General features: G+C 68.6%; 25 protein-coding genes and 2 tRNA genes. 14 read left to right on the plus strand and 13 right to left on the minus strand.

All coding sequences use genetic code 11. The annotated features are described in order from the left end of the window. Positions 1-69 precede the first annotated feature (69 nt). Complete coding sequence (locus tag ACFO0B_RS22485) at positions 70-702, plus strand: TetR/AcrR family transcriptional regulator (RefSeq protein WP_378614514.1); 633 nt, start codon at positions 70-72, stop codon at positions 700-702. 3 nt (positions 703-705) lie between these two features. Here the strand turns inward: ACFO0B_RS22485 and ACFO0B_RS22490 are convergent, their stop codons facing one another. Beyond that, entirely contained in the window at positions 706-1,794 is a 1,089-nt protein-coding gene (locus tag ACFO0B_RS22490; RefSeq protein WP_378614515.1) for an amidohydrolase family protein, read from the minus strand. A gap of 34 nt (positions 1,795-1,828) precedes the next feature. Next, positions 1,829-2,479 carry a TetR/AcrR family transcriptional regulator gene (locus tag ACFO0B_RS22495; RefSeq protein ID WP_378614516.1) on the minus strand — a complete coding sequence of 217 codons (651 nt, stop codon included), beginning with the start codon at positions 2,477-2,479 and terminating at the stop codon, positions 1,829-1,831. 87 nt (positions 2,480-2,566) lie between these two features. Here ACFO0B_RS22495 and ACFO0B_RS22500 point away from each other — a divergent pair, with 87 nt between their 5' ends. The 8 genes from ACFO0B_RS22500 to ACFO0B_RS22535 all read left to right on the plus strand — a co-directional run bounded on the left by ACFO0B_RS22500 (position 2,567) and on the right by ACFO0B_RS22535 (position 9,632). Beyond that, entirely contained in the window at positions 2,567-2,965 is a 399-nt protein-coding gene (locus tag ACFO0B_RS22500; RefSeq protein WP_378614517.1) for a Dabb family protein, read from the plus strand. 114 nt (positions 2,966-3,079) lie between these two features. After that, the gene (locus ACFO0B_RS22505) at positions 3,080-3,259 is read left to right on the plus strand and encodes a hypothetical protein (RefSeq protein ID WP_378614518.1); all 180 of its coding nucleotides are present in this window, start codon (positions 3,080-3,082) and stop codon (positions 3,257-3,259) included. Between the two features lie 31 nt (positions 3,260-3,290). Further along, entirely contained in the window at positions 3,291-4,133 is an 843-nt protein-coding gene (locus ACFO0B_RS22510) for an alpha/beta hydrolase fold domain-containing protein (protein ID WP_378614519.1), read from the plus strand. 106 nt (positions 4,134-4,239) lie between these two features. Beyond that, positions 4,240-5,739 (plus strand): CoA-acylating methylmalonate-semialdehyde dehydrogenase, encoded by a 1,500-nt coding sequence (locus ACFO0B_RS22515; protein ID WP_378614520.1) that lies wholly within the window; start codon positions 4,240-4,242, stop codon positions 5,737-5,739. 2 nt (positions 5,740-5,741) lie between these two features. Next, positions 5,742-6,881 carry an acyl-CoA dehydrogenase family protein gene (locus ACFO0B_RS22520; RefSeq protein ID WP_378614583.1) on the plus strand — a complete coding sequence of 380 codons (1,140 nt, stop codon included), beginning with the start codon at positions 5,742-5,744 and terminating at the stop codon, positions 6,879-6,881. Beyond that, positions 6,878-7,954, plus strand: a complete 1,077-nt coding sequence (locus ACFO0B_RS22525; protein WP_378614521.1) for an enoyl-CoA hydratase/isomerase family protein — start codon at positions 6,878-6,880, stop codon at positions 7,952-7,954. Before ACFO0B_RS22520 ends, ACFO0B_RS22525 begins: the two co-directional genes overlap by 4 nt. Further along, a complete protein-coding gene (mmsB, locus tag ACFO0B_RS22530; protein ID WP_378614522.1) occupies positions 7,951-8,844 on the plus strand; it encodes a 3-hydroxyisobutyrate dehydrogenase in 894 nt (297 codons plus the stop codon). The genes ACFO0B_RS22525 and mmsB overlap by 4 nt, the downstream gene beginning before the upstream one ends. Then, on the plus strand, positions 8,841-9,632 hold the full coding sequence (locus ACFO0B_RS22535) for an enoyl-CoA hydratase (protein WP_378614523.1): 792 nt from the start codon (positions 8,841-8,843) through the stop codon (positions 9,630-9,632). The genes mmsB and ACFO0B_RS22535 overlap by 4 nt, the downstream gene beginning before the upstream one ends. Before the next feature lie 157 nt (positions 9,633-9,789). Here the strand turns inward: ACFO0B_RS22535 and ACFO0B_RS22540 are convergent, their stop codons facing one another. Both ACFO0B_RS22540 and ACFO0B_RS22545 read right to left on the minus strand, forming a co-directional pair. Then, positions 9,790-10,884, minus strand: a complete 1,095-nt coding sequence (locus tag ACFO0B_RS22540) for an Hsp70 family protein (RefSeq protein WP_378614524.1) — start codon at positions 10,882-10,884, stop codon at positions 9,790-9,792. A 70-nt stretch (positions 10,885-10,954) separates the two neighbouring features. Continuing rightward, positions 10,955-11,521 carry a MarR family winged helix-turn-helix transcriptional regulator gene (locus ACFO0B_RS22545; RefSeq protein ID WP_378614525.1) on the minus strand — a complete coding sequence of 189 codons (567 nt, stop codon included), beginning with the start codon at positions 11,519-11,521 and terminating at the stop codon, positions 10,955-10,957. 89 nt (positions 11,522-11,610) lie between these two features. Here ACFO0B_RS22545 and ACFO0B_RS22550 point away from each other — a divergent pair. Further along, a tRNA-Cys gene (locus ACFO0B_RS22550) sits at positions 11,611-11,682 on the plus strand. Positions 11,683-11,718: 36 nt separating this feature from the next. Here ACFO0B_RS22550 and ACFO0B_RS31545 read toward each other — a convergent pair. From ACFO0B_RS31545 to ACFO0B_RS22565, 3 genes are all read right to left on the minus strand, one after another. Next, on the minus strand, positions 11,719-12,534 hold the full coding sequence (locus ACFO0B_RS31545) for an Rv0361 family membrane protein (RefSeq protein WP_449289801.1): 816 nt from the start codon (positions 12,532-12,534) through the stop codon (positions 11,719-11,721). Between the two features lie 74 nt (positions 12,535-12,608). Next, positions 12,609-13,121 carry a hypothetical protein gene (locus tag ACFO0B_RS22560; RefSeq protein ID WP_378614527.1) on the minus strand — a complete coding sequence of 171 codons (513 nt, stop codon included), beginning with the start codon at positions 13,119-13,121 and terminating at the stop codon, positions 12,609-12,611. After that, positions 13,118-13,339: a type II toxin-antitoxin system HicA family toxin gene (locus ACFO0B_RS22565; RefSeq protein WP_378614528.1), complete on the minus strand. Its 222-nt coding sequence runs from the start codon at positions 13,337-13,339 to the stop codon at positions 13,118-13,120. Before ACFO0B_RS22565 ends, ACFO0B_RS22560 begins: the two co-directional genes overlap by 4 nt. Before the next feature lie 99 nt (positions 13,340-13,438). Here ACFO0B_RS22565 and ACFO0B_RS22570 point away from each other — a divergent pair, with 99 nt between their 5' ends. Next, positions 13,439-13,621, plus strand: coding sequence for a hypothetical protein (locus tag ACFO0B_RS22570; RefSeq protein ID WP_378614529.1), 183 nt, complete (start codon positions 13,439-13,441; stop codon positions 13,619-13,621). Positions 13,622-13,960: 339 nt separating this feature from the next. On the opposite strand, the gene hemC is transcribed toward ACFO0B_RS22570, so the two are convergent. The 3 genes from hemC to ACFO0B_RS22585 form a co-directional block, all read right to left on the minus strand. Next, positions 13,961-14,893 (minus strand): hydroxymethylbilane synthase, encoded by a 933-nt coding sequence (gene hemC, locus ACFO0B_RS22575; RefSeq protein ID WP_378614531.1) that lies wholly within the window; start codon positions 14,891-14,893, stop codon positions 13,961-13,963. A gap of 182 nt (positions 14,894-15,075) precedes the next feature. Further along, on the minus strand, positions 15,076-15,480 hold the full coding sequence (locus tag ACFO0B_RS22580; protein ID WP_378614532.1) for a hypothetical protein: 405 nt from the start codon (positions 15,478-15,480) through the stop codon (positions 15,076-15,078). Between the two features lie 214 nt (positions 15,481-15,694). Next, positions 15,695-16,879 carry a helix-turn-helix transcriptional regulator gene (locus tag ACFO0B_RS22585; protein WP_378614533.1) on the minus strand — a complete coding sequence of 395 codons (1,185 nt, stop codon included), beginning with the start codon at positions 16,877-16,879 and terminating at the stop codon, positions 15,695-15,697. A gap of 541 nt (positions 16,880-17,420) precedes the next feature. Here ACFO0B_RS22585 and ACFO0B_RS22590 point away from each other — a divergent pair. Continuing rightward, entirely contained in the window at positions 17,421-19,199 is a 1,779-nt protein-coding gene (locus ACFO0B_RS22590) for a GmrSD restriction endonuclease domain-containing protein (protein ID WP_378614534.1), read from the plus strand. Positions 19,200-20,324: 1,125 nt separating this feature from the next. Here the strand turns inward: ACFO0B_RS22590 and ACFO0B_RS22595 are convergent. From ACFO0B_RS22595 to ACFO0B_RS22605, 3 genes are all read right to left on the minus strand, one after another. Further along, a tRNA-Arg gene (locus ACFO0B_RS22595) sits at positions 20,325-20,397 on the minus strand. A 49-nt stretch (positions 20,398-20,446) separates the two neighbouring features. Continuing rightward, positions 20,447-21,169 carry a DUF305 domain-containing protein gene (locus ACFO0B_RS22600; protein ID WP_378614535.1) on the minus strand — a complete coding sequence of 241 codons (723 nt, stop codon included), beginning with the start codon at positions 21,167-21,169 and terminating at the stop codon, positions 20,447-20,449. Then, positions 21,166-22,077, minus strand: a complete 912-nt coding sequence (locus tag ACFO0B_RS22605; protein WP_378614536.1) for a DUF3105 domain-containing protein — start codon at positions 22,075-22,077, stop codon at positions 21,166-21,168. Before ACFO0B_RS22605 ends, ACFO0B_RS22600 begins: the two co-directional genes overlap by 4 nt. 95 nt (positions 22,078-22,172) lie before the next feature. Here ACFO0B_RS22605 and argS point away from each other — a divergent pair, with 95 nt between their 5' ends. Further along, positions 22,173-23,831, plus strand: coding sequence for an arginine--tRNA ligase (gene argS / locus ACFO0B_RS22610; protein ID WP_378614537.1), 1,659 nt, complete (start codon positions 22,173-22,175; stop codon positions 23,829-23,831). Between the two features lie 46 nt (positions 23,832-23,877). After that, a complete protein-coding gene (gene lysA / locus ACFO0B_RS22615; protein ID WP_378614538.1) occupies positions 23,878-25,296 on the plus strand; it encodes a diaminopimelate decarboxylase in 1,419 nt (472 codons plus the stop codon). The last annotated feature ends 48 nt before the right edge of the window (positions 25,297-25,344 follow it).

Raw genomic sequence — 25,344 nt, forward strand, 5'->3', positions numbered from 1 at the left:
CTGGTGTCAGATGACCCCATTGTCCGCACCTGCCACCAATAACACGCGGCCGGTGATACTTTGTCAACCGTGGCCGTACCTGTTCCCGCGCGCACCTGGGGTGGCCGCACGGCGGCCGAGCGCAGCGCCGAGCGGCGTGGCCGGTTGATCGATGCGGCGCTCGCGCTGTGGGCGGAGAGCGGCTGGGCCGCGGTGACCATGCGTCAGGTCTGTACCCGCACCGGGCTGAACGATCGCTACTTCTACGAGCACTTCGCCGACCGCGACGAACTGCTCGGCGCGGCCTGGGACGACGTCTGCGCCGAGGTCTTCGCCCACCTGGCGAGCGCGGTGACGGCGGAGCGGCCGCCGCTGGAGATCCTGCGCGAGGCGGTGCGCCGGGCGGTCCGCTTCCAGGTCGACGACCACAGCCGGGCCCGCATCCTGCTCGCCGATCACGCGGGCAGCGCCGTGCTCGAGCAGCGCCGCAAGCGGATGATCGGCGACGCCACCGACCTCATGATCGAGCTCTCCCGCCCCTACCTGCGCCCCGGCGTCGACGAGACCGACTTCCGGATCAGCACGCTGATCGGCATCGGCGGCTTCGTCGAGCTGCTCACCGCCTGGCGCACCGGCACCATCGAGATCGACGCCGACCGGATCGCCGAGCACATCCACCAGGTGGGCGCGGTGCTCGGCGCCCGCTTCCTGCCGCTGCCCTGAGGCTCAGCCCTCGATCCGGTAGAACCGCCGCGCGTTCTCCCCGAACACCGCGCGCAGCTGCTCGTCGCCGTACCCGGATTCGGCGAGGACCAGCGCGACCGCCTCGGCGCTTCCCGGGATCGTCGTGATCGGCTTGTCCACCGGGAAGTTGGAGCCCCAGATCAGCCGCTCCGCGCCGAAGACGCTGTGCGCGTGCGTGAGCAGCGGGCCGTACCGGTCCACCAGGGCATCCACCGGCGTCAGGGTGCCGCGCTTCGGCACCGGATGGCCGAGTACCGGCATGCCGAGCCCGCTCACCTTGGCCACGACGCTCGGGTGCGCGGCGAGCGCGGCGGTGTCGTCGCGCCAGCGCAGCAGCAGGTCGCGGCGGGCGTTGGCATCCGCGCCGGTGCGGCTGCCGAGTCGCCCGAAGAGTCCCGCCGGGGTGCCCAGATGGTTCAGCACGATCGGCACCTCCGGGTACCGCTGCGCGAGCGCGGTGACCTGCGGGATCTGGTGCGAGTAGACCCACGCCTCGAAGCTCAGCCCGCGCTCGGCGAGCTGCGCGAAGCCGTCGAGGAAGGCCGGGTTCTCCAGCGCGTCCGAGGCCGGGGTGAAGGAGCGGACGTCGGGGTCCGGGTGGTTGGCGACCATGGTGCGGATGCCGCGCAGCACCGGTGAGGCGGAGCCGTGCGCGTCGAGCAGGTCGGCGAAGCCGGGGGCGGCGGGGTCGGCCGAGCCGATCAGCGCGGCCAGCGCGGGGGTGTCGACGCCGAACGGCAGGCTCTGCACCCAGCGGGTCTCGTCCGCCTTGCCGAGCGGCGCGCTCGCGTGCCAGTCCACCTCGATGTGCACGATGCCCGCCACCGGGAGCGGGCCCGCGTCGGCGCGGTAGTCGGCGGGCAGGTACGGCCTGGTGTAGGCGGTCGGATCGCCGACGAACTCCCGATCCCGCTTCTTCGCCACCCGCACCGCGAGGTCGATCGGCACCGGGAGGTACTTGAAGAGCTTGGCCAGCGAGCTGAAGTCGCGCGGGGTGCCGAGCGGGTCCCACTGGTGGATGTGCGCGTCCAGGACGCGGAAATCGCCGAGCTCGGTACCGGCCAGCCGCATCCTGATCTCCTGTCGTCGCGGTGCGGAGCGATTGTCACACGGGCCCGGTCACCGACCGGGCTGTTTCGCCGGGTGTGCCGAACGCGGACAGGAACGTGCGCACGGCGGCCGCCGCGATGGTGTCGAGCTCGGCCGCGGGCACCTCCCGCCTTCCCATTCGGGAGCGGGATTCCAGTGGCCCGGTGAGCAGCGCGATGAGCTGTTCGGCGGCGATGTCGGGGTCCGGGGTGCGCAGCCGTCCGGCGAGCGTGAGCCGGGCCAGCCGATCGGCCAGTGCGGCGCGCAGCCGCAGCGCGGTGGCCTCCTGGATCTCGTCGAGCAGGTCGGGGAAGGTGGTGCTCTCGGCGAGGGCCAGTTTGCGCAGCGCGCGGGAGCGCTCGTCCGAGCAGGCGGCGAGCAGCAGCGCCGCCGTCTCGGCCAGCGCGGCGGGTGCGTCGGCGGCGTCGCGCAGCGGCTCCACTGCGGCGGTGCAGACCGCGGCGACCTCTTCGGCGGCGGCCCGGAGCGCGCTGTGGAAGAGCGTCGCCTTGTCCGAGAGGTGGTTGTAGACGGTCGGTTTCGCCACCCCGGCCGCGCTCGCGATCTCCTGCACACAGGCCTGGTCGTAGCCGCGCAGGGCGAAGACCGAGAAGGCCGCGTCGAGAATCGCTCGCCGCTTGTCGATTCGCCCCCTGGTCTCCGTCATCCGGCCATCGTACTTTCGGGGCCAACCTTGTGTATTGACAAGTTAGTTCTCTAAATTGAACTCATTGGTTCAAAAGAGAGGACTCTCGTGATCGTGCACACCCTGCGGTTCAGCTTCCGGCCGGAAACCACCGACGACCAGCGGGAGCGGGTGCTCGCGCTCATGCGCCGCACCGCCTCGGTGGAGTCGGTCTCGTTCGGCACGGTCGGGCAAGGCCTCGGCGATGCCGACGGATATACGCACGGCTACGTCGTCGGGATCGCGGATCTGGCCGCGCTGGAGCGGTACCTGCACGATCCCGTGCACCTGGCAGGCGATCCGGAGATCGTGCCGCACTTCGCCCGGCTCGCGGTCGGCCCCGACGTCAGCGACGATCCCGATCCCGCGCTGCAGGCGAAGATCGAGGCGCTGAGCGCGGCCAAGATCGCGAAGTACCCGGAGTGGGCCGCGCTGATGGGAACCATCCCGGAGGTGCGTATCTACTGACCCGCGGCGAGCCCGGTTTCGGCTCGGCTCGAGCACAACCCGCGACTTCCGCGCCCGAAATCGCTGCAATGGCAACGACGACCGCGATCCCCGGACCCCCGCGAGGTGTGCACCGTGCCGACCCGAACCCGCACCGGCGAACTTCCCGTCCTCGGCGTGGCCGACCCGGCCGGCCTGATCGACCCGCGCGGCACCCGCTTCGCCTTCCGCCCCGAGCCGGAGCCGCCGCGGCCGCAGTTCGCCGGGGCGCCGCTGTTCGGGCCGGAGTGGCTGGCACTCGGCGGACTCGGCTGACCAACTGCCGCGCATGCCGGAGAATCCGGGCATGTCCTGGCAGATGCACGTCCTCGCCGGCCTCATCCGGCTCACCCGGCACCGCCGCTACGCCACGGCCGGCAACGCCCGCGCCTACCTCGCCGAACCCAAGCGCCCGGCGCGACCGCCCGCCCGGCTCCGGGAGCGGCTGAGCACCCGCGAGATCGATGGCTTCCCGGTACACACCGTCGAGCCGGAAACGGTGAAAGGCTCGGGCGGCACCGTCTACCTGCACGGCGGCGGCTACGTCGGCGCCATCGCCACCCAGCACTGGGACCTGGTGGCCGATATCGCCACCGCCACCGGCCGCCCGGTGCACGTCCCCCGCTACGGCCTCGCCCCGCAGCACACCGCCCGCGACGCGCACGCCCTGCTCGCGACGCTGCTCGCCGAGCTCGACGGCCCGACATACCTGGCGGGCGACTCCGCGGGCGCGGGCCTCGCCCTCGCGGCCGCGCTGCACGCCGAACCCATCGGCCTCACCCTGATCGCCCCCTGGCTCGACATCGCGCTCACCAACCCGGAGATCCCGGCCCTCGAACGCCGCGACCCGTGGCTCTCCGCGGCCGGCCTGAAACTCTGCGGAGAGGTATGGCGCGGCGACCTCGCTCCGGACGATCCGCTGGTCAGCCCGCTCTTCGGCGACCTCACCCAGCTCCCGCCGATCGACCTGTACATCGGCGGCCGCGACATCGCGCTCGCCGACTGCCGCCTGCTGCGCGACCGCGCCCCCGCCGTCACCATGCACGAGGAGCCGGGCGCCATCCACGACTACCCGCTGCTCCCGTTCGCGCCGGAGTCCCGGGCCGCCCGCCGCACCCTGCTCGGCAATATCGGCGCCACCTTCGGCTGAACCGGAGGATAATCGTGCCGTGGGTCACATCGGATGACCTACCGGCAATTACTTGGACGTCCAACTATAGGATGCCCGTAGAACTTCCCGAGAGAACAGGACGAACATGGTTCGCGAACTCACCCACTTCGTCGGAGGCCAGCACGTCGCCGGTACCTCCGGCAACTTCGCCGACGTCTTCGATCCGAACCTGGGGCAGGTGCAGGCCAGGGTTCCGCTGGCGAGCAAGTCCGAGGTCGAGGCGGTCATCGCCAACGCGGAGGCGGCGCAGGCGGCCTGGGCGGCCACCAACCCGCAGCGCCGCGCGCGCGTACTGATGAAGTTCCTCACCCTGGTGCAGGACGAGATGGACAGCCTGGCCGCGCTGCTCAGCTCCGAGCACGGCAAGACCATCCCGGACGCCAAGGGCGACATCCAGCGCGGCCTCGAGGTGATCGAGTTCGCCGTCGGCATCCCGCACCTGCTCAAGGGCGAGTACACCGACAGCGCAGGCACCGGCATCGACGTCTACTCCATGCGCCAGCCGCTCGGCGTCGTCGCGGGCATCACGCCGTTCAACTTCCCGGCCATGATCCCGCTGTGGAAGGCGGGCCCGGCGATCGCCTGCGGCAACGCCTTCGTGCTCAAGCCTTCCGAGCGCGATCCCTCGGTGCCGCTGCGGCTGGCCGAGCTGTTCCTGGAGGCCGGGCTGCCGCCGGGCATCTTCAACGTGGTCAACGGCGACAAGACCGCCGTCGACACGCTGCTGCACGACCCGCGGATCAAGGCGGTCGGCTTCGTCGGCTCCACCCCGATCGCGCAGTACATCTACGAGACCGCGACCGCCAACGGCAAGCGCGCGCAGTGCTTCGGCGGCGCCAAGAACCACGCGATCATCCTGCCCGACGCCGACCTCGACGATGTCGCCGATCAGCTGATCGGCGCGGGCTACGGCTCCGCGGGCGAGCGCTGCATGGCCATCTCGGTGGCGGTGCCGGTCGGCGAGGAGACCGCGGAACGCCTGCTGGAGAAGCTCACCGAGCGGGTGCACAAGCTCAATGTCGGCAGGTCAGACGATCCGGGCGCCGACTACGGGCCGCTGGTCGGCAAGGACGGCGTCGACCGGGTGAAGAAGTACATCGACATCGGCATCGAGGAGGGCGCCGAGCTGGTGGTCGACGGCCGCGGGCTGGTCGTCGACGGCGCCGAGGACGGCTACTTCGTCGGCGCGACGCTCTTCGACAAGGTCACCTCGGAGATGCGCATCTACAAGGAGGAGATCTTCGGCCCGGTGCTCACCATCGTCCGCGCCAAGGACTACGAGGAGGGGCTGCGCCTCGCCAACGAGCACGAGTACGGCAACGGCGTCGCCATCTTCACCCGCGATGGCGACACCGCCCGCGACTTCGCCTCCCGGGTGCAGGTCGGCATGGTCGGCATCAACGTGCCGATCCCGGTGCCGATCGCCTACTACACCTTCGGCGGCTGGAAGCGCTCCGGCTTCGGCGACCTGAACCAGCACGGCCCGGACTCGATCCGCTTCTACACCAAGACCAAGACCGTCACCCAGCGCTGGCCCTCCGGCCTCAAGGAGAGCAACGCGTTCGTGATTCCGACAATGGAATGACGATGTTCGACCTGGACGAGGACGAGCGCGCGATCCGGGACACGGCTCGCGAGTTCGCCGACGAATTCCTCGCGCCGAACGCGCTGGACTGGGACGAGCGCAAGCACTTCCCGGTCGACATCCTGCGCAAGGCCGGGCCGCTGGGGCTCGGCGGCATCTACGTGCGGGAGGAGGTGGGCGGCTCGGGGCTGCGCAGGCTGGACGCGGTGCGGATCTTCGAGCAGCTCGCCACCGGCTGCCCGGCCATCGCCGCGTACATCTCCATCCACAACATGGCGACCTGGATGGTGGACCGCTACGGCAACCCCGAGCAGCACGAACGCTGGCTGCCGGGGCTGACCTCGATGCAGCTGCTCGCCAGCTACGCCCTGACCGAGCCCGGCGTCGGCTCGGACGCGGCGGCGCTGAGCACCAAGGCCGTCCGCGACGGCGACGACTACGTCTTCAACGGCGCCAAGCAGTTCATCTCCGGCGCGGGCGCCACCGACGTCTACGTGGTGATGGCCCGCACCGGCGCCCCCGGCGCCGGCGGCATCTCGGCCTTCATCGTGCCGGGCGACACGCCCGGCATCTCCTTCGGCGCCAACGAGAAGAAGATGGGCTGGAACGCCCAGCCCACCAGGCAGGTCATCTTCGACAACGCCAGGGTGCCCGCCGCCAACCTGCTCGGCAACGAGGGCGACGGATTCCGGATCGCGATGAACGGGCTGAACGGCGGGCGGATCAACATCGCCGCCTGCTCGGTCGGCGGGGCCCAGGCCGCGCTCGACAAGACCGTGCCCTACCTGGCCGAGCGCCAGGCCTTCGGCAAGGCGCTGCTGAAGAACCAGGCGCTGCAGTTCGACCTCGCCGACATGCGCACCGACCTGGAGGCCGCCCGCACCCTGCTCTGGCGGGCCGCGGCCGCACTGGACGCGGACGCCCCCGACAAGGTGGAGTTGTGCGCGATGGCGAAGCGATTCGCCACCGATGCCGGGTTCGAGGTTGCGAACAAGGCGCTGCAGCTGCACGGTGGCTACGGCTACCTGGCCGAGTACGGAGTCGAGAAGATCGTGCGCGACCTGCGCGTGCACCAGATTCTCGAGGGCACCAACGAGATCATGCGGGTGGTCGTCGCCCGCGCGGTGGTAGGAGCGGCATGAGCGATGTTCTGATCGAGAAGCGGGACGGGCTCGGGCTCGTCACGCTGAATCGGCCGAAGGCCATCAACGCGCTGAATCACGAGATGGCGCTGGCCATCACCGAGGCGCTGCGGGAGTGGGCCGACGACGATTCGGTGCGTACCGTCGTGGTCACCGGGGCGGGGGAGCGCGGGCTCTGCGCAGGCGGCGATATCGTCGCCATCCACTCCGATGCCAAGGAGCTGGGCGGGGCCACCGGCGCGGCGGCCGCCGACTCCGCGACCGGCCGGTTCTGGCGCGACGAGTACATCCTCAACGCGCTGATCGGCCGCTACCCCAAGCCGTACGTGGTGGTCATGGACGGCATCGTGATGGGCGGCGGCGTGGGGCTCTCCGGCCACGGCAGCCACCGCATCGTCACGGAGCGTTCCAAGATCGGCATGCCCGAGGTCGGGATCGGCTTCATCCCCGACGTCGGCGGCACCTATCTGCTCAGCCGCGCACCCGGTGAGATCGGCGCCCACGTCGCGCTCACCACGGCGCGGATGACCGCGGGCGACGCCATCGTGACCGGCTTCGCCGACTACTACGTGCCATCGGAGCAGATCCCGGCGCTTCTGGACACGTTGCGCACCGAGAGCGCAGACGACGCCATCGCCAAGTACGCGACGGCGGCGCCGGAATCGGCGCTGGCCGGGCAGCGCTCCTGGATCGACGCCGCCTACAGCGCGGACACGGTCGAGGAGATCGTCGCCCGGCTGGAGGCGAACGACGCGCCGGAGGCGAAGGCCGCTGCCGCGGACATCCTCGGCAAGTCGCCGGTGGCGCTCAAGGTCACGCTGCGCTCGCTGCGGCACGCGCGCGAGCTCTCCACCCTGGAGGCGGTGCTGAACGAGGAGTACCGCGTCTCCATCGCCTCGCTCGCCTCGCACGACCTGGTCGAGGGCATCCGCGCGCAGGTCGTCGACAAGGACCGCAACCCGCAATGGCAGCCCGCCACCCTGGCCGAGGTCACCGACGGGCTGGTGGGGGAGTACTTCGCCGAGCTCGGCGATCGGGAGCTCGGGCTCACCACATCGGAGGACGAACAGTGAAGATCGGATTCCTCGGTCTCGGCCACATGGGTGCGCCGATGGCCGCCAACCTGGTGAAGGCGGGCCACGACGTGCTCGCCTTCGATCCGGTGCCCGCCGCCCAGGAGCAGGCCCGCACCGACGGCGCCACCGTGGTGCCGACCGCCGTCGAGGCGGTGGCCGGGCGCGAGGTGGTCATCACCATGCTGCCCAACGGCAAGCTGGTGCTCGACGTCTACGCCGACATCCTGCCCGCGGCCGAGCCGGACACCCTGTTCATCGACTGCTCCACCATCGACGTCGCGGACGCCAGGACCGCGGCCGAGCGTGCGGTGGCGGCCGGGCACCGCGCCCTGGACGCCCCGGTCTCCGGCGGCGTCGCAGGCGCCGCCGCGGGCACGCTGACCTTCATGGTCGGCGGCGCGGAGGCCGACTTCGCGGCCGGGCTCCCGGTCCTCGAGGTCATGGGCGGCAAAGTGGTGCACTGCGGCGGCGCGGGCGTCGGCCAGGCCGCCAAGATCTGCAACAACATGCTGCTCGGGGTCTCGATGGTCGCGCTCTCCGAGGCGCTCGTCCTCGGCGAGAAGCTGGGGCTGAGCCACCAGTCCTTCTACGACGTGGTCTCCACCGCGTCCGGCCAGAGCTGGTCGCTCACCACCTACTGTCCGGTTCCCGGGCCGGTGCCGACCAGCCCCGCGAACAACGACTACAAGCCCGGCTTCGCCACCGCGCTCATGACCAAGGACCTCGGCCTGGCCGCGAACGCGCTGCAGGCCAACGGGGTCGACGGGCAACTCGGGGCCCTGGCCGCGGAGATCTACACCCGCTTCAACCAGACCGATGCGGCGCGGGACTTCTCGGCTATCGTCACCGATATCCGTGACCGCTCGAACCAGGAGGCCTCCGAGTGACCGATTTCGAGACGATCCTGCTGGAGCGCAAGGGCACCGCGGAGACCGGTGTCGTCGGCTGGATCACGCTGAATCGGCCCAAAGCGCTGAACGCGCTGAACGCGCAGGTGCTGGACGACATCCTCGCCGCGCTGGACGAGTTGGAGCGCGACGACGAGGTCGGCGCCATCGTGATCACCGGGTCGGAGAAGGCCTTCGCGGCGGGCGCTGACATCAAGGAGATGCAGCCCAAGTCGTACATGGACATGTTCCTGGACGACTACTTCGCCAAGTGGGAGCGGCTCGCGCAGTTCCGCAAGCCGACCATCGCCGCGGTCGCCGGGTACGCGCTCGGCGGCGGCTGCGAGCTCGCCATGATCTGCGACATCCTGCTCGCCGCCGACACCGCCAAGTTCGGGCAGCCGGAGATCAAGCTCGGCGTCATCCCCGGCATCGGTGGTTCGCAGCGGCTGACCAGGGCCATCGGCAAGGCCAAGGCGATGGATCTGGTCCTGACCGGGCGCAACATGGGTGCCGAGGAGGCCGAGCGGGCCGGGCTGGTCGCGCGGGTTGTTCCGGCTGCCGAGCTGCTCGATACCGCGCTGGAGGCTGCGCAGGCGATCGCGTCCATGTCGCTGCCGGTCGCCATGATCGCCAAGGAGTCGGTGAACCGCTCGTTCGAGACCACGCTCGCCGAGGGGCTGCGGTTCGAGCGCCGGGTCTTCCACTCGCTCTTCGCGCTGGAGGATCAGAAGGAGGGCATGAGTGCCTTCACCGAGAAGCGGAAGCCGAAGTTCGTGAACCGCTGAGTTTTCGCTGTCACGTGCCCCCGGTCCGGGTTCGGGCCGGGGCACGCGCCGTTCTAGGCCGGTGCCGTGTGCGGGGCGCGGCTTTCGGGCCCGGTCCCGCGCCGATGGCCGACCGGGCGTGCGGCGTTTCGGCCCGGTGCCGTGTGCGGGGACGCGGTCAGCCGGGGGGCGTGGCCGGGGTGTCGGCGACCTCGATCGTCGCGACGGGCGGCGCGGCCGGGGCGGGGTCGTCCCGGCCGAAGATGAGCAGCCCCGCGACGGTGGCGCCGAGTACCGCGGTGACCCCGGCGGCGGCGAGCACCGCGCGCCGATCGCCGCGGTGCTCGTGGCCCGCCTGCCTGGCCACCTCCCTCGCGGCCGCCGCCCTGGCGGGCAGCGCGGCCAGCGCCGCCCCGACCCGGCGGCGCCGCATCCGCACCTCACCGCCCCGGTGCCCGGCGGCGACCAGCACCGCCCCGCGCGCCGAGACGTACTCCGGCTCCGGGTCGTAGATCAGCGGAAGATCGACCAGCCCGGCCAGCTCCGCCCGCAACTGCGGGTTGCGGGCACAGCCGCCGAGCAGCACCAGCGCGTGCGGCGGCTCCTCCGCATCGTCCACCAGCCGGTGCACCAGCGTCGCCGAGCGCCGCACGCTCTGCGAGCACAACTCGGCCAGGTCGCTGCGGGTGATGACGGCGCGCCCGCCGGTGTCCGGGTCGCTGGCGGTGATCACCCTGGCTCGGCTCAGCGCCTCCCGGTGCCGCCGGACGGCGTCCTCCTCGGGCTGCACGCCGTCCTGCGCGAGCCGCTGCCGGAGCAGCGTGTCGTAGCGGTCACCGCTCACCGCGGCGCTGTGCAGGCTCTCCAGCACCGTCTCGGTGCCGGTGTCGGCGTGCGTCAGGGTGAGCCCCGAGCTGCCCAGGTCGTAGAGCAGCACCGGCGCGTCGTCGCTCACCTGCCCGGAGAAGCGCAGGTAGCGCAGCTGCGCCAGCGGCTCGTCCACGATGGTGACCCGCTCGATCCCCGCCGCCGCGCGCACGGTGTCGGCGTGCGGCGCGCAGCGGCAGGTGACAGCGGTCCCGGTGATCAGCTCGTCGCGCGCGCTCGCCGCCGCGCGCATCAACCGCACCGCCTCGAAAACGGCGGCCTCGACGTTGTCCGGCGTGCCGGGAACGTGGCAGCGATCGATCGGCGGCAGGTGCGGCTGATCCGAATGCGTCAGTACCGCGCGGGCGCCGCCGGCACCCGCCGATACCCCCAGCACCAGCACCATGCCGTTCATGGTGGACCCTTTCCGGCACGGTGCCAAGCTCGGGCCGGTAAAGGTTCGCTCAGCGCGGGCGTCAGTCCGGGCTGCGCACCCGATCGCGGGCCGGAGCCCAGTGCGCCGGGTCTTCGCCCGCGTCGAAGTCACCGGCCGCCCGGCGGAACTCCGCGAGCAGTTCGAGCAGCGCCTGCAGCCGGTCCGGCGCCAGCCCGGGCAGCGCGAAGACATTGCTGTTCAGCGCCTCGGTGGCCGCCGCGACCAGCGCCCGCCCCGCCTCGGTGATCTCGATCAGGATGGCCCTGCGATCGCTCGGATGCGGCACTCGCAGCACCAGCCCCGCCGCCTCCAGCCGGTCCACGGTATTGGTGACGCTGGTCGGATGCACCTGCAACCGCTCACTCGCCTTGGCCATCGGCACGGCCCCCGTGCGGCTGAAGCTCAGCAGCTGCAGCAGCTCGTACCTGGAGAACGTGAGGCCACTCGGCTTGAGTGCCTCGTCCACCCGCGCCATCACGATCTGCTGCGCCCTGACCAGCGACGTCACCGCCGCCATCCCGTCCGCGACCTCGCCCCAGCCGTGCGCCGTCCACTGGCGGTGCGCCTCCGCGATCGGATCCTGCGGCAGCGGGCGTGGGCGGGACATGGGGAGATCATATCGGCGCCCCCTTCGAATCACCCTGAGTGCAACCGTGTTCCCGGCTCCGGTGATCGCGCAGGATCTACTCCTGTCACGCGGGCGTGGCTGAGTGGTTGAGGCGACGGTCTGCAAAGCCGTCTACGCGGGTTCGATTCCCGCCGCTCGCTCTTCTCCGGCAGGGTGCTCTCCGGCACCCTGCCTCCTCAGCCCTGATCCTCCGCCGAGCAGACCTTCCACGTGCCGTCTTCCTTCTTCACGTGCTCCTCGGTGTCGGTATCGGTGTCCGGATCCTCGCCGGGCAGGGTCAGCGTCATCCGCCCGGTGATGGTCGCGGTCGCCCGATCCCCGGTGATGACGATGTTCTTGATCTCGTTGATGACGACCGACACCTGCGTCTGATCGAACTCCTTCTTCTGCTCCTCGCTGAGCGCCTCGAATTCGTCCCGATCGCCCGCGCACGCCGTAGCCGCGGCGGCCGCGAACCCGTCCTCACCGAGGGTCTCGTAGAAGTCGCGGATCGCCACCTCGATCTTCTTCTCGTCCGAGGCGAGGGGCGTCTTCCCCTGCGCGGTGAGCACGATGCCCGCGGTGATACCGCCTGCTATCACGAGGAGGAGGACTATCAGCCCGACGATCAGCCCGGTCCGGCTCTTCCGCGGCCGTGGCGTCCCCTGCCCCGGAGGCGGATACCCCGGCTGCGGCTGCCCATAGTTCGGCTGTCCCCACTGCTGGCCGTAACCAGGCTGTTGTCCGTACCCCGGCTGCGCGTTCCCGGGCTGTCGGTAACCGGGCTGGGCGTTCCCGGGATCCTGCCCGTAACCGGGCTGCTGATACCCAGGGTCTTGCCCGTAACCGGGCTGTTGGTATCCGGGGTTCTGGCCGTAACCAGGCTGCCCCTGCCCGACGCTCGGGTCGTACCCCGGCTGCTGCCCGTACCCGCCCCCCGGCGGATAACCGGGCTGCTGAGCCCCCCACCCCTGATTCGGCTCCGGCTGCGACCCATACGGCGGATAGCTCATAGCGTCCTCCAACCCGGCTGTCCTCGCAGCCTACGGCAGCCCCATTCGATCCGCCCGCCGCCGCGGGCCGCCCTTCAGACGCGGGGAGGCGCCGGTTCGGCGACCCGCGTCACCGCCAGAAATGCCTCCCGTGCGCGCTCGAACACCTCCGGATTCCGCTCCGATATCGCCCAAGCCGACCGGGTCGCCCCGGCCGCCTCCTCGGTCGCGAGCTGCCCCACCCGCTGGAACGTGGTACCTACCAGGTAGGCGATCTCGCGCAGCGGCACTCCCTCGGCGGTGAGTTCATTCGTGAGCGCCCGCGTCTCACGCTGCACATCGGTCTCCAATTGCTCGATGAGTCTGCGCGCCGCGCGAATCCAGGCAGAACGCTCCTGGACGTCGTACACCTGCGCGAAGTCATCGACGATCACCTGGACGTGGACCGAGGAGGGCGCCACATCGAGCGTCACCGAGATGTAGTCCCGCGCCTCGCCCTCCACCTCGGCCAGCCGCCGCGCCTGCGTCTGCGCGTTCTTGCCCAGTTCCGGAATCTCCACCGCCCACCAGCGGCCTTCCCGCCCGGTGACGTGCGCTTTGTACTTCACGGCTCCTCCTCGCGTTCACAGCGACAACCGTCGACAGCCTTCCGTATCGCTCGCACCACCCCTGGCCGCACCACCCCGTGTCCCGTCGGGATGGTGACGCCGTGCGCCCCACTCCGACACTTCCAGACCGAGTGACTCCCTTTCCCTTCTCGTTCGAAGCGCCATCCCGAGGCGGTGAGCTCCTTCAGGACGAGCCGAACCGGCTGCTCGCTGATCACAGTCTATGTCTACCAGTTAGACGTTTTCAAGTAAAACGCCTAGACAAATCCTCGTTGCGGAGCTGCGCGTCTCAATTTATGCGCCGCCCTCATCAGTGCATGCTGGTCGACATGGATGAACTCATACGGCGGCAAGCGATCGCCGAATGGGACGAGGAGCTGCTGAAGATCCAGCAAAGGTTGGGGATCGCCAGTGCGGAAGCGCCGTCAGGAGCCGACGTGGTGCGTGAGATTCGAGATGACTACGACCAGCGGCAGGGACAATTCTCGCGGAAGCCGTAGGCAACTGGTTCGAGAGCACGTCTCCAGCAGAGCGATGGCCCCGACCGCAATGTGGCGATCCAGGAGCACAACCGCTGCCGTGTTGCCGGACTGAGCGGCGAGTTCGCGCAGGCGTTGTTGTAGGCGCAGGTGGGTTTCGAGGAATCACCCGCCGGGGCGCTCGACTACAGCGTTGGCTATATACGCGCTTCGACGGGGAACAGCCCTTGATCGGCATTGCTGCTGGCTAGAGCTTGTTTCGCGGTGCCCTGGCCGAGACACGCGAACTTCCCTGCCGCCGAGGCGCGGTCGTGCCACAGATGCCGCCGGTCCGGAGTTTGTGTCGCCGCGGGCGTTCGATCAGTGCGGGATGGCGCTGATGATGGCGCGTGCGCCTTGACGCAGGAGGTCGGAGCCGACGAAGAACCCAAGGGCTTGGGGGTCTTCGGGGACGCCCCAGTGGTGCGAGTCGAGCCATCGGGTGCCGTCGAGGCTGAACACGGTGCCGTGCAGCGAGAGCCGCCCGGTCGCGTCGTTGGTCGCCACTCCGGCGATCGGTGAGTTGCAATGACCTTGGAGTGCGTGGAGCATTGCGCGCTCGGCGTCGGCTTGGCGGTGGGTATCCGGGTCGTCCAGGGCCACGCCGAGGTCGAGAAGTTCGGTGTCGTCGGAACGCGCGACGAGCGCGATGATCCCGGCACCGATCGGCGGGCACATGGTGTCGATGGGCAAGGTCTCGGTGATGCGGTCCTGATGGCCGACCCGAATCAGCCCGGACACGGCCGCGATGAGAATGTCGATGTGGCCTTCATCGAGCCTGGCCATGCGCGTGTTGACGTTGCCGCGCAACGGTTTCACGTCCAGGTGTGGATAGTGCAACCGTAGTTGCGCGGCGCGGCGGACCGAGCTGGTGCCGATCACCGAACCGTGGGGCTGTTCCGCGAGAGGCCTGCCGTCGCGGGTGATGATGGCGTCGTGGACGTCTTCGCGCGCGGGATATCCGGCGAACGCGAGTCCGGCGGTGATGGGGATGTCGCCGGGGATGTCCTTGAGGCAGTGGACGGCCAGGTCGGCGTCGCCGCGCAGCAGGGCATCGTCGATCTCCTTGACGAACGCGCCCTTGCCGCCGAGTGCGGACAGGTCACCCATCCAGCGGTCGCCGGCGGAGGTGACCTTCACCAGCTCGGTGGCCACGCCCAGCCCGGCGAGGCCGGCGGCGATGTTCTCGGCTTGGGCCAAGGCCATCGGTGAGGATCGGGTGGCGATCCGGATGGTGCGCGAACTCGGCGGCATGGCGCGACTCTACCCCCGCACTTTCGTGCCGATAGCGAGGCCACTGGCCCAGTTCAGGACGGTGACGACCAGCCCGGAAGCGCCATCATCGCAGCCAGGGCGACGTCCAACGGCAGATTTTCGTGAATATTTGCGACGCGCCTGATCGGACAAGACTGTCGAGTATGGCTCCGAAGTCCTGGTCACGCGACGCCGCGCCGGCGCTTCTCGAGCTCGGTCCGCACCTGGTCGACATCGAAGGTCTCGCCTGAGGCGAAGTCCTCCCGAGACTGCCGCAGATCCGCCAATGTGTCTCTTTCGCTGAGGGTCTCCGCAGTCACCGGCATTGATTCATGCTCGACGACGGAAATCGGTATCACATCGGCCCGGCCGTTGCGGGTGATCCTTGCCTGTGAGGCTGAGTTGAGACCGCCACAGCACGGCAACTCGACCTGACGCGGGGCGCGCACTCGGCACGGTGGTGGCTCGTGCTGTTCGTCTTCGTGCTGCTGTGTGGGGTAGGGAACGAGGCACAGGGCAAGGATCACGCCGGCGGGCAGGGCTATTGCAATGGTCATGAGCAGCAACGTCATCGGCTCGCTGAGCACGGGGTGCGCCTCTCCACACTTGGGGGCTAGGTGGTAGGCACCCGCCGCCGGGGATACAGCCAAGCAGGGGAAGTGGGCGGGTTCGCTTGTCTGTGGGGCTCACCCGGCGGCGGGGCCGAGGCAGACGCTCTCAGCGTGGCGTTGATCTTCGATATGGCGGTACGAGGCGCATGACCAGCAAACCGTTAAGAAGCTTCGAGACTACTTGTGCTGCTTAGTATTCCAGGTTTACGAAGTCGGCCAACTCTCGCATGTCCGGCGTGAGGGTCCGGCGCTCCGAAACCACGGTCTGCACGATGTCACGGGCGTAGCGCTGCTGAGTCAGCCACTCGGGTGCGGCGGTGCGGAGTTCGGCAAGGGTGCCCATCGCTTCGGGCCACTGGCGCAACTGAGCATGTGCGTTGGCTACGTCGAGCCGGTGCCGGAGACGGGCGGCGACGTTCGCTGCCGGGATTGCTTTCGGAAGCCCTTCGGCAATCGCCAGTGCGCGCGTCGGCTCCTCGGCAATGACGGCGCTCTCCACCGCAGCGTGAGCCACCGAGACCGGTCCGAAAGCACGTAGTGGCAGACGCTCGAACACGGCCTCCCGCCCGATCCGCACAGCAGCGGCGCGCGCAATAGAAAGGGCATCGGCCGTCGTACCGGGCGAATTGTCCCGGACCGCGACATTGGCGATGTAGAGGTAGAGCTTGCCCCAGCGGGCTAACTCCTTCGGAGTCGCACGTGAGAACCGCTGCGGCTCGACCTCGTCAGCCCAATGCTCGGCGAGTTCGCGTGCAGCGCTGAGATCTCCCTGCCGCAAATATGACCAGATCAACGCATTGACCGCACCCATGACCGTCTCGGGATCAGCCGCAGCGTCCACCGCCCGGTCCACAGTGAGCGCCGCCGTGTCGAACTGCCGATTCTGCACCAGGGAGTGCGCCGTGAACCGCAACACCCGCGCCCGCGCCTCCCGGCCTTCATCTCCCAGCGCGTTGGCGTCGGCGATCAGACCAGGCAGCATGGCGGCAACGTCGGCGTATCGATGAGCTTCATCGAGCCCTGCCAGGGCAGCCAAGGACTCCTCTAGGTCGGCACTGGACGGCTGTTCGTCATCGGTGTGCGAAGGATTCTGGTCGGGAGCGACCAAGGCGCGTCTCACGGGTTCCCAGACATCGGCAGTGGCAGGACTGGCGTGCTCGGCATCGGTGGACCCGCCCGGTTGCAGCACCGACGTCCGCACACGCAGGGCAATAGCGAGCTTCCGTAGTGTGGCGAGGCGCACCCCCTGATGCCCGCCTGTCTCGAGTTGGCGTATGCGCGCCAGGCTCACTCCGGAGAGGTCGGCCAATTCCTGTTGTGTCAGCGCCCGCCGTTTCCGCACGGACTTCACGAGTTGTCCCAGCTCGGCAGTCATACATCCAGGCTAGGCGCGTGTTTTCGCCCCGTCGAGACGACCGGCAATTAGCCGATCCGGCGGAGTTGGTGCCAGAGTGTTGCCGGAGGCGGCCACGGGCTTGCCAAGTGCGGACCGGCCTTGTTGCTGGTTGGAGCTTGGTTTGATGTGCCTGGGCGGGATTCAAACTTGCGGTCTTCTGCTCCGGAGGCAGGTCGAGGCCGGTTTGCAGGAATCGGGGGAGTGTCGCTGTAGTCCGGTCACCTCGCCGTTTGGTCCGCAAAGGTTCGCGGGGAGCAGGAGTGTTGCGTCTCTCGTGTGGCATCTCGCCACAATGCCGCCAGGTCCCAATGATTGGCGTTGCCGATGCTGGGCTCAGTGCGCCCTCCCGCCTACCCTGGTCTAGGCGGAGGCATCTCAAGTGGACGGGCTAGTCAGACGTGGGTCCGCTCGCGGTCACGGTTCGGCACGGCTGCGGGGCTGGGAGTGCCCCCGAAACTTCGTCCCCGTGTCGCGGGCGATGCTGGCATGGTGATGCGCTGACCTATGACAGGCTAGCAAGGTGGCCGACCTCGACTCTCAGCCTAAGCCGATTCAATCTTTGTACTCCTGGTACAGCGAAGGGAAGCTATTCGTCAATCGCCGCTATCAGCGCAAGCTCGTTTGGACGCTCACCGAGAAGCAAAGGCTGATTGAGTCGGTCCTCAGACGCTACCCGGTTCCAGCACTCCTGCTCGCGGAACGCGAAGAAAAGCTTGAGAATGGTGATAAGACTTATGAAGTAATCGATGGACTACAGCGCCTGCATGCGTTGGTTTCGTTCATCGAATGCTCCTTCGGCACGCCAGATGGCCGATATTTCGACGTTAGTCTCCATCCAACTGCCGCTGCGCGTGAAAGCGAAGGGAAGTTTACTCGCCCTGCTGAAGGGGTTGATTTGATCTCTTCAACAGAAGTGACTACCTTCCTGGACTATGTCATGGCCGTTTCTGTAATGAGCGGGGCTTCCGAAGCCGAGATTGACGACGTATTCGGTAGGATCAACACTTATGGACACCGCTTGAGCGATCAGGAGAGACGTCAGGCCGGAGTGCGCAACAACTTCTCTCGCCTAGTGAGGGAGTTGGCCTGCGAAGTTCGTGGCGACTCCTCTACTGACATTCTCGGTCTTGAGAACATGCCTTCAATTAGCATCGACCTTCCGATGACGAAGCATGGGTACCAGGTTGCCGCTGAAGAGATATTCTGGGTCGAACATGGCATTCTTAGGTCAACAGATTTGCGCGATAGCATGGATGAGCAATGCATTGCAGATATCGCGGGGAGTATCATTGGTGGATCCTATTTGGAGCGGTCAAAGAATGCGCTCGATCAGGTATACGAAGAAGGTACCTCGGCGAATATTCGCCTTGAGCGAGCGCTGAAAGTCTACGGCGAGGATAGGTTCACGGAAGAATTCAAGCAGTGCATCGACGAAATTAGAAAGGTCTGCACCGTAGGGCAACCCTCCAAACTGCGGAACATACTGTTCAAGAAGAGTTCTACCAACGCGTTCGGTGCCATCTTCGCGGTGCTGTTTATAGCATTGCATGAATCCCTTTTTAAGGGGAGCAAAAAGATCGCTGACTATGCCGGTGTTCGGGCTAGTTTGAGCAACATCGACGACCGTATTGATACGAGTCGCGGCTCCACTAGTCCGGAGCAAAGAAGTAAGAATGTCAAGGTAATCAAGGGGCTTATTGCGGACCATCTTGTCGATGTGGAGCCGCGGCAGTTTGATGGATCTCATTCCACGGTAGATCTGGATAATCTAATACGACACTCGGCAGTCGAGCGTCCAGATTTCGAATTAAAGCAGGGTATACTGAAACTCACTGCCGAAAAGCGGATCGATTTGGAAGTTATCCCTAAGGTGATTCGAACGATTTGCGCGATTGCCAATAATGGTAGGCCGGGGCAGGTGCTGATTGGAGTCACCGACAAGCCGGCAGATGCATCGCGCATCGAAGCCCTGTACGGCATCACTCCGCGACCTGTGGGAGATCGACAGATTGTGGGGTATCTCCGCGAAGCCGAAGCGCTTGGCGAGGATCAAGAACGATACTTCCAGCGATGGGCGGAAGAAATCAAGAATTCTGATCTTAGCGAGCCGCTGAAGTCGGATGTTCTGTCTGCTATCGACAGCAATGATTACTATGGTCTGGGCATTCTTGTAATATCGGTTCCGCAGCAGTCTGATATGTCTTACGTAGGCGATCGTGTGTATTGCCGGGAAGGCAGCTCGACCGTTGAGGTATCGGGTGCGCGACATATTGCATCAATCGCCCGACGTTTCGGATGATCTGGCACGACGGAATGATTTGGACGTACTCCTGGTCTTGATAGGAAACGGCAGTAGGTCGACCGGATCCATACTTGCGCTTGCATGTAACTGCGGGAGGTGAGCCGGAGACGGCAGACGACGTGCCCAGCACCGTTCGGATGTTGCTGAGGACGGCCAGCAAGGGACTGAGGCCGAAACGCGTGGCCGAGGCGCCGACGCGCCGCGAATGCAGCCTGCAAAGAGAGCGCTGCGCGTCGCCGCACGGCGGCGAGTGGGTGGCGCGCGGTGCCGCCCCTTGACGGGCATGGTCGCCGGGCTCAAGAAGGGCGGCACGGTGACGGCGAAGGGCGAGTCCGACGGTAGTGGGCGGTGCGGTCGCTCTAGGCGGAGCATCGAGACGACCTCGATGGTGCTGGAGTACGCGATCGAGCGGAAGTTGCTCGCCCACAACGTCGCGCGGTCAAGCTGAAAGCCAAAGCCGGTGACCTACACCTCGAACGAGGTGTCGCGGCTGCTGGCGAGCCTTAAGAACGACCGGGCGGGCACCTGTGGTTTCTAGCGCTGTGCGGGCGTCGCCGGGGTGAGCTGGGCGGGCTGAGGTGGAGCGGGGTCGATCTGGAACGCCGGACGCTGTTGGTCCACATCGGCCGCGCCTCGGAGGGCGGGACGGGGGTGGAGAACGATCCGAAGATGGAGACTGTGGTTCGCGCCCCGCCTGTGGACTCGGAGATGGTAGAGGTGCTGCGGCGAGCTCGTCGGCGTCAGGCGGCCGATCGGCTGCAATTGGGAAGGCGTATCGGGACGGCGATTTCGTCGCCTGCAACGAGGACGGCACGCCTACCACCTGGACACGCTGACGCGTCAGTGGACGCAGCGGTGAAGCGGGCCGGGGGGCGCCACATCCAGCTGCATGACCTTCGTCGCTCCTGATGCACCTTCGCAATGTCCCGCTGGCAGTGTTCAGGGCATGGCTCGGACACGCGGACGCCAGTATCACCGCCTGCGTCTACACCCATTCCCAGGACGCCGCACCGCGCGAGGCGGCACCGACTTCGGGGGAGGTTGTGTCATCGACGCCGGCTGACCGCTCGGACGACGAAGGCCCCGCACCAGCGAACGCGCTGGTGCGGGGCCTTCGGCTTGTGCCCTCGGCAGGAATCGAACCTGCGGCCTTCTGCTCCGGAGGCAGACGCTCTATCCCCTGAGCTACGAGGGCGGGATAGCGGGATGAAGCGTAACGCATGGCTCGCCACCCCGCCAAAACGTCAGTTGAGGGGCAGGGGTTTCGCGCCGCGGGCGGCGAGCATGCCGCTCATGAGCTGGGATTCGCCCTCCTGGGTCTGCACCATGGTCCCGGCCAGGCTGCGGACCGGTGTGGTCTCGGCGTGGTCGGCGGCGTAGCGGATCATCTCGAGGCCGCCCTGGTGGTGCCGGAGCATGAGCTGCAGGAAGAGGGTGTCGAGGCCGGGGCCGACGGCTTGGCGCAGGCTGGCGAGTTCTTCCTGCGAAGCCATGCCGGGCATCACCGCCACGGGAGCGGCCGCGGACGAAGAGCCGCCGTGCGAGTGCCCCCCTTCGGGCGAGGTCATCCAGCCCATGTGCCCGTCGGTGCTCTGGGCGGGTTCACCCCACAGCTGCAGCCAGCCCTGCATGCGGCCGACCTGGTTCTGCTGGGTGGTGAGGATGTCGTAGGCGAGCCGGCGCACGTCGGTGTCGGTGCTGCGGACGAGCAGGACGCCCGCCATCTCGACGGCCTGCGCGTGGTGCGCCGACATGTCCTGCAGGAATCCGACGTCTACCGGGCCGGGGTCGGGCTGGCGGGGGCCGTCGAGGGGGAGCCGGGCCAGCGCGCCCAGCGCGAAGCCGATGAGCATCGCGCCGAGCACGCCGAACACCAGCAGCGCGGTGCGCTGGCGGCGGAACTGGCCCGCCAGCGAATCCGGGCGCTCGGTCGCCGAGCGCTCCGCTGTGTCGGACTCCCCGCTCACTGCGGCACGCCGGGCGTGCCCGGCACCGGGAACTCGTTGCCCGGCATCCCGGGCAGCCCGGGAATGCCGCCGGGCAGCCCGCCGCCGAGCTCACCCTGGTCGGGCACCAGCCCGGCGCCGTCCATGGGCACCGCGTCGGGACCGGGCGGGGTGGGGTCGAAGGGCGGCGGGTTGTCGGTGTCGAAGGCGATGGTGGAGCAGTCGGCGCCGACCTCGGGGTAGGTGTAGTTGTTCAGCCGCAGCGCGGTGATGAACTGGTTGATCCGCTTGTCGTCGGCGCTGTCCACCTTGAGCTGGTGCCCCCAGGACTGCAGCGAGACGGCGGCGTCGAGGCCGGGGAACGGCGACATCAGGGTGTACGGCTTGCCCTCGACCTTGGCGGCGAGCGTCTCGACGCCCGCGCTGTCCACCTTGTCGGGGTTGTAGGCGATCCAGACCGCGCCGTGCTCCAGCGAGTGCACCGCGTTCTCGGTGCGCAGCGCCTTGTCGTAGACGACGCCGGTGCAGGTGGCCCAGGAGGAGTCGTGCGGGCCGCCGAAGGCGGGCGTCTTGTCGTAGGCGACGCGCTGGGTCGGGCCGATGTGCAGCCCGGCCGGGTACTCCTGCTTGACGACGCCGTCGATCTGGTCCGACGGGTCCTGGCGCTCGGCGCTGGGGGTGAATCGGTCGAGTTCGGCCTGCTCCTGGTACTTGGGGACCAGGTTGTAGGCGAGGGCGCCGACGAGTGCGACAATGACCGCGGCCGCGCCGATCGTCATCCAGGGGATCTGCCGCTTCTGCAGGCCGCCGGATCCACCGCCGCCTCTGCGGTCACCACCCTTGCCTGACGGTGCGACCTTCCCGGCGGCGCGGACGGCTTTCGCCGACTTGGAGGCACCGGACGACCTCGGGGCGTTACTACTCGGCATCGCTCGCTGTGCTTCTTTCGACGTGACGGAAATGGGCGTGGCCGCGCGGTGCCCACCTGCGGTGCACACCCGCCGAGACCATAGGATAGAGACTCGTGACTCCAGCTGACCTTGCAGATCTCCTTCGCGGTACCGCGGCGAAGGTGCTCGTCGAACGCGGGCTCGATCCCGCTCTGCTGCCCGACGAGGTCACCGTGGAGCGTCCCCGTAATCCCGAACACGGCGACTATGCCACGAATCTGGCGATGCGCGTCGGGAAGCCTGCCGGGGTGGCCCCGCGCGACCTGGCATCGTGGCTGGCCGAGGCGCTTTCCGCGGCCGATGGGGTGGCCTCGGCCGAGGTCGCCGGACCGGGCTTCCTGAACATCCGGCTGGCCGCTTCGGCGCAGGGTGCGATCCTCGAGCAGGTGCTCGCCGCGGGCTCCGGTTACGGCACCGCGCAGGCGCTCGCCGGCACCAGGATCAACCTGGAGTTCGTCTCCGCGAACCCGACCGGGCCGGTCCATCTCGGCGGCACCCGCTGGGCCGCGGTCGGCGACGCGCTGGGCCGGATCCTGGCCGCGCAGGGCGCCGACGTCACCCGCGAGTACTACTTCAACGACAACGGCGCGCAGATCGACCGCTTCGCGCAGTCCCTGGTCGCCGCCGCCACCGGCGCCCCTACCCCGGAGAACGGGTACGCGGGCGCCTACATCGGCGAGATCGCCGCGCAGATCACCGCCGCGCACCCCGGCGCAGCCGAGCTGCCCGAGCGGGAGCGGCTGGAGCTGTTCAGGCGCGAGGGCGTCGAGCTGATGTTCGCGCAGATCAGGCAGGCCCTGCACGACTTCGGCACCGACTTCGACGTCTACTTCAACGAGTCCTCGCTGTTCGCCTCCGGCGCGGTGGAGCGCGCGGTGAACACCCTCAAGAACTCCGGCGACCTGTACGAGAAGGACGGCGCCTGGTGGATCGCCAGCTCCGCCTACGGCGACGACCAGGACCGCGTCGTCATCAAGAGCGACGGCAACTCCGCCTACATCGCCGGTGACATCGCCTACTTCCAGGACAAGCGGGCCCGCGGCTTCGACCTGTGCATCTACATGCTCGGCGCGGACCACCACGGCTACATCGGCAGGCTGAAGGCGGCAGCGGCGGCATTCGGTGACGACCCGGCCACCGTCGAGGTGCTGATCGGCCAGATGGTGAACCTGGTCCGCGACGGCCAGGCCGTGAAGATGAGCAAGCGCGCGGGCACCGTCGTCACCCTGGACGACCTGGTCGAGGCGATCGGCGTCGATGCCGCCAGGTACTCGCTGGTGCGCAGCTCGGTGAACTCGAGCATCGACATCGACCTGAACCTGTGGACCAGCCAGAGCGCCGAGAACCCGGTGTACTACGTGCAGTACGCGCACGCCCGCACCGCCTCGATCGGGCGCAACGCGGCGGAGTTCGGCTTCGCCGAGGTGACCCCCGATCTCGCGCTGCTCACCGCCGACGAGGAGGGCGAGCTGATCCGCACCATCGGCGAGTACCCGCGGGTGCTCGGCAGCGCGGCCGGGCTGCGCGAGCCGCACCGCGTCGCCCGCTACCTCGAGGAGCTGGCCGGCGCCTACCACCGGTTCCAGACCAACAAGAACCTGCGGGTGCTCCCGCTCGGCGACGAGCCGGTCTCGCCGACCAACGCCGCCCGCCTGGTGCTGGTGAACGCGACCAGGCAGGTGCTCGCCAACGGCCTCGGGCTGCTCGGCGTCACCGCCCCGGAGCGGATGTGACCACCCCCGTCGACGGCGCGCACCGCGCGGCCTGGAAGGAAGCACGATGAGCGCCCATCCCGCCGGACCCCGGCACGCCTCCGAGATCCCGAACTCGCCGAACCTGCCGCAGCGCCCGGCCGACCCGAGCGTCATGATCGACCTGCCCGCGCACGTCTGGCCGCGCAACGCCGAGCGCGGCGCGGACGGCGTCGTCAGCCTGGCCGGGGTCCGGGTGGACGAGCTGGCGAGCGAGTTCGGCACCCCGCTCTTCGTGGTGGACGAGGACGACTTCCGCTCCCGCTGCCGCGACATGGTGCGCGCCTTCGGCCCGGACGCCCGCGTGCACTACGCCTCGAAGGCGTTCCTCTGCGGCGAGATCGCGCGCTGGATCCGGGACGAGGGGCTCTCGCTCGACGTCTGCTCCGGCGGCGAGCTCGCCGTCGCGCTGAACGCGGGCTTCCCGGCGCACCGGATCGCGCTGCACGGCAACAACAAGTCGGTCGCCGAGCTGGAGTCGGCGGTGGCCGCCGGGGTCGGGCACGTCGTGGTCGACTCGCTGATCGAGATCGAGCGGCTGGAGACGGTCGCCGGCCGCGCGGGCACCGTGCAGGACGTGCTGGTCCGGGTCACCGTCGGGGTCGAGGCGCACACGCACGAGTACATCTCGACCGCGCACGAGGACCAGAAGTTCGGCTTCTCGATCGCGGGCGGCGACGCCATGGAGGCGCTGGCCCGGGTCTTCGAGGCGGACAACCTGCGGCTGGTCGGGCTGCACAGCCACATCGGCTCGCAGATCTTCGAGATCGACGGCTTCGAGATCGCCGCGCGGCGCATGCTCGGGCTGCTCAGGGACGCCGTCGACAAGTTCGGCGCCGAGCGCACCGCGCGGATCGCCACGCTCGACCTCGGCGGCGGCCTCGGCATCTCGTACCTGCCGACGGACAACCCGCCGCCGCTGGACGAGTTCGCCGCCAAGCTGCGCGAGCTGGTGGTGGCCGAGGCGGCCCGCGCCGGGCTCGCGGTGCCGACCATCGCGGTCGAGCCGGGCCGCGCCATCGCCGGGCCGGGCACCGTCACGCTCTACGAGGTCGGCACGATCAAGGACGTCTCGCTGGAGGGCGGGCAGCGCAGGCGCTACGTGAGCGTCGACGGCGGCATGAGCGACAACATCCGCCCCGCGCTCTACCAGGCCGACTACGACTGCAGGCTGGTCTCGCGCTCGTCCGACGCGCCCGCGGTGGTCGCCCGGGTGGTCGGAAAGCACTGCGAGAGCGGCGATATCGTGATCCGCGATACCTGGATGCCCGCCGACGCGGGCCCGGGCGACCTGGTGGCCGTCGCCGCCACCGGCGCCTACTGCTACTCGATGTCCAGCCGCTACAACCAGCTGACCAGGCCCGCCGTCGTCGCCGTTCGCGACGGCGAAGCGCGGCTGGTGCTGCGCCGCGAGACGATCGCGGACCTGCTCTCGCTGGAGGTCTGATGACGCGCGTCCGCGCGCCCCGCGCCACAGTCCAGGCGCGGGGTGCCC

The organism is Nocardia jiangsuensis (assembly GCF_042650385.1).
Classification (GTDB): Bacteria; Actinomycetota; Actinomycetes; order Mycobacteriales; family Mycobacteriaceae; genus Nocardia; species Nocardia jiangsuensis.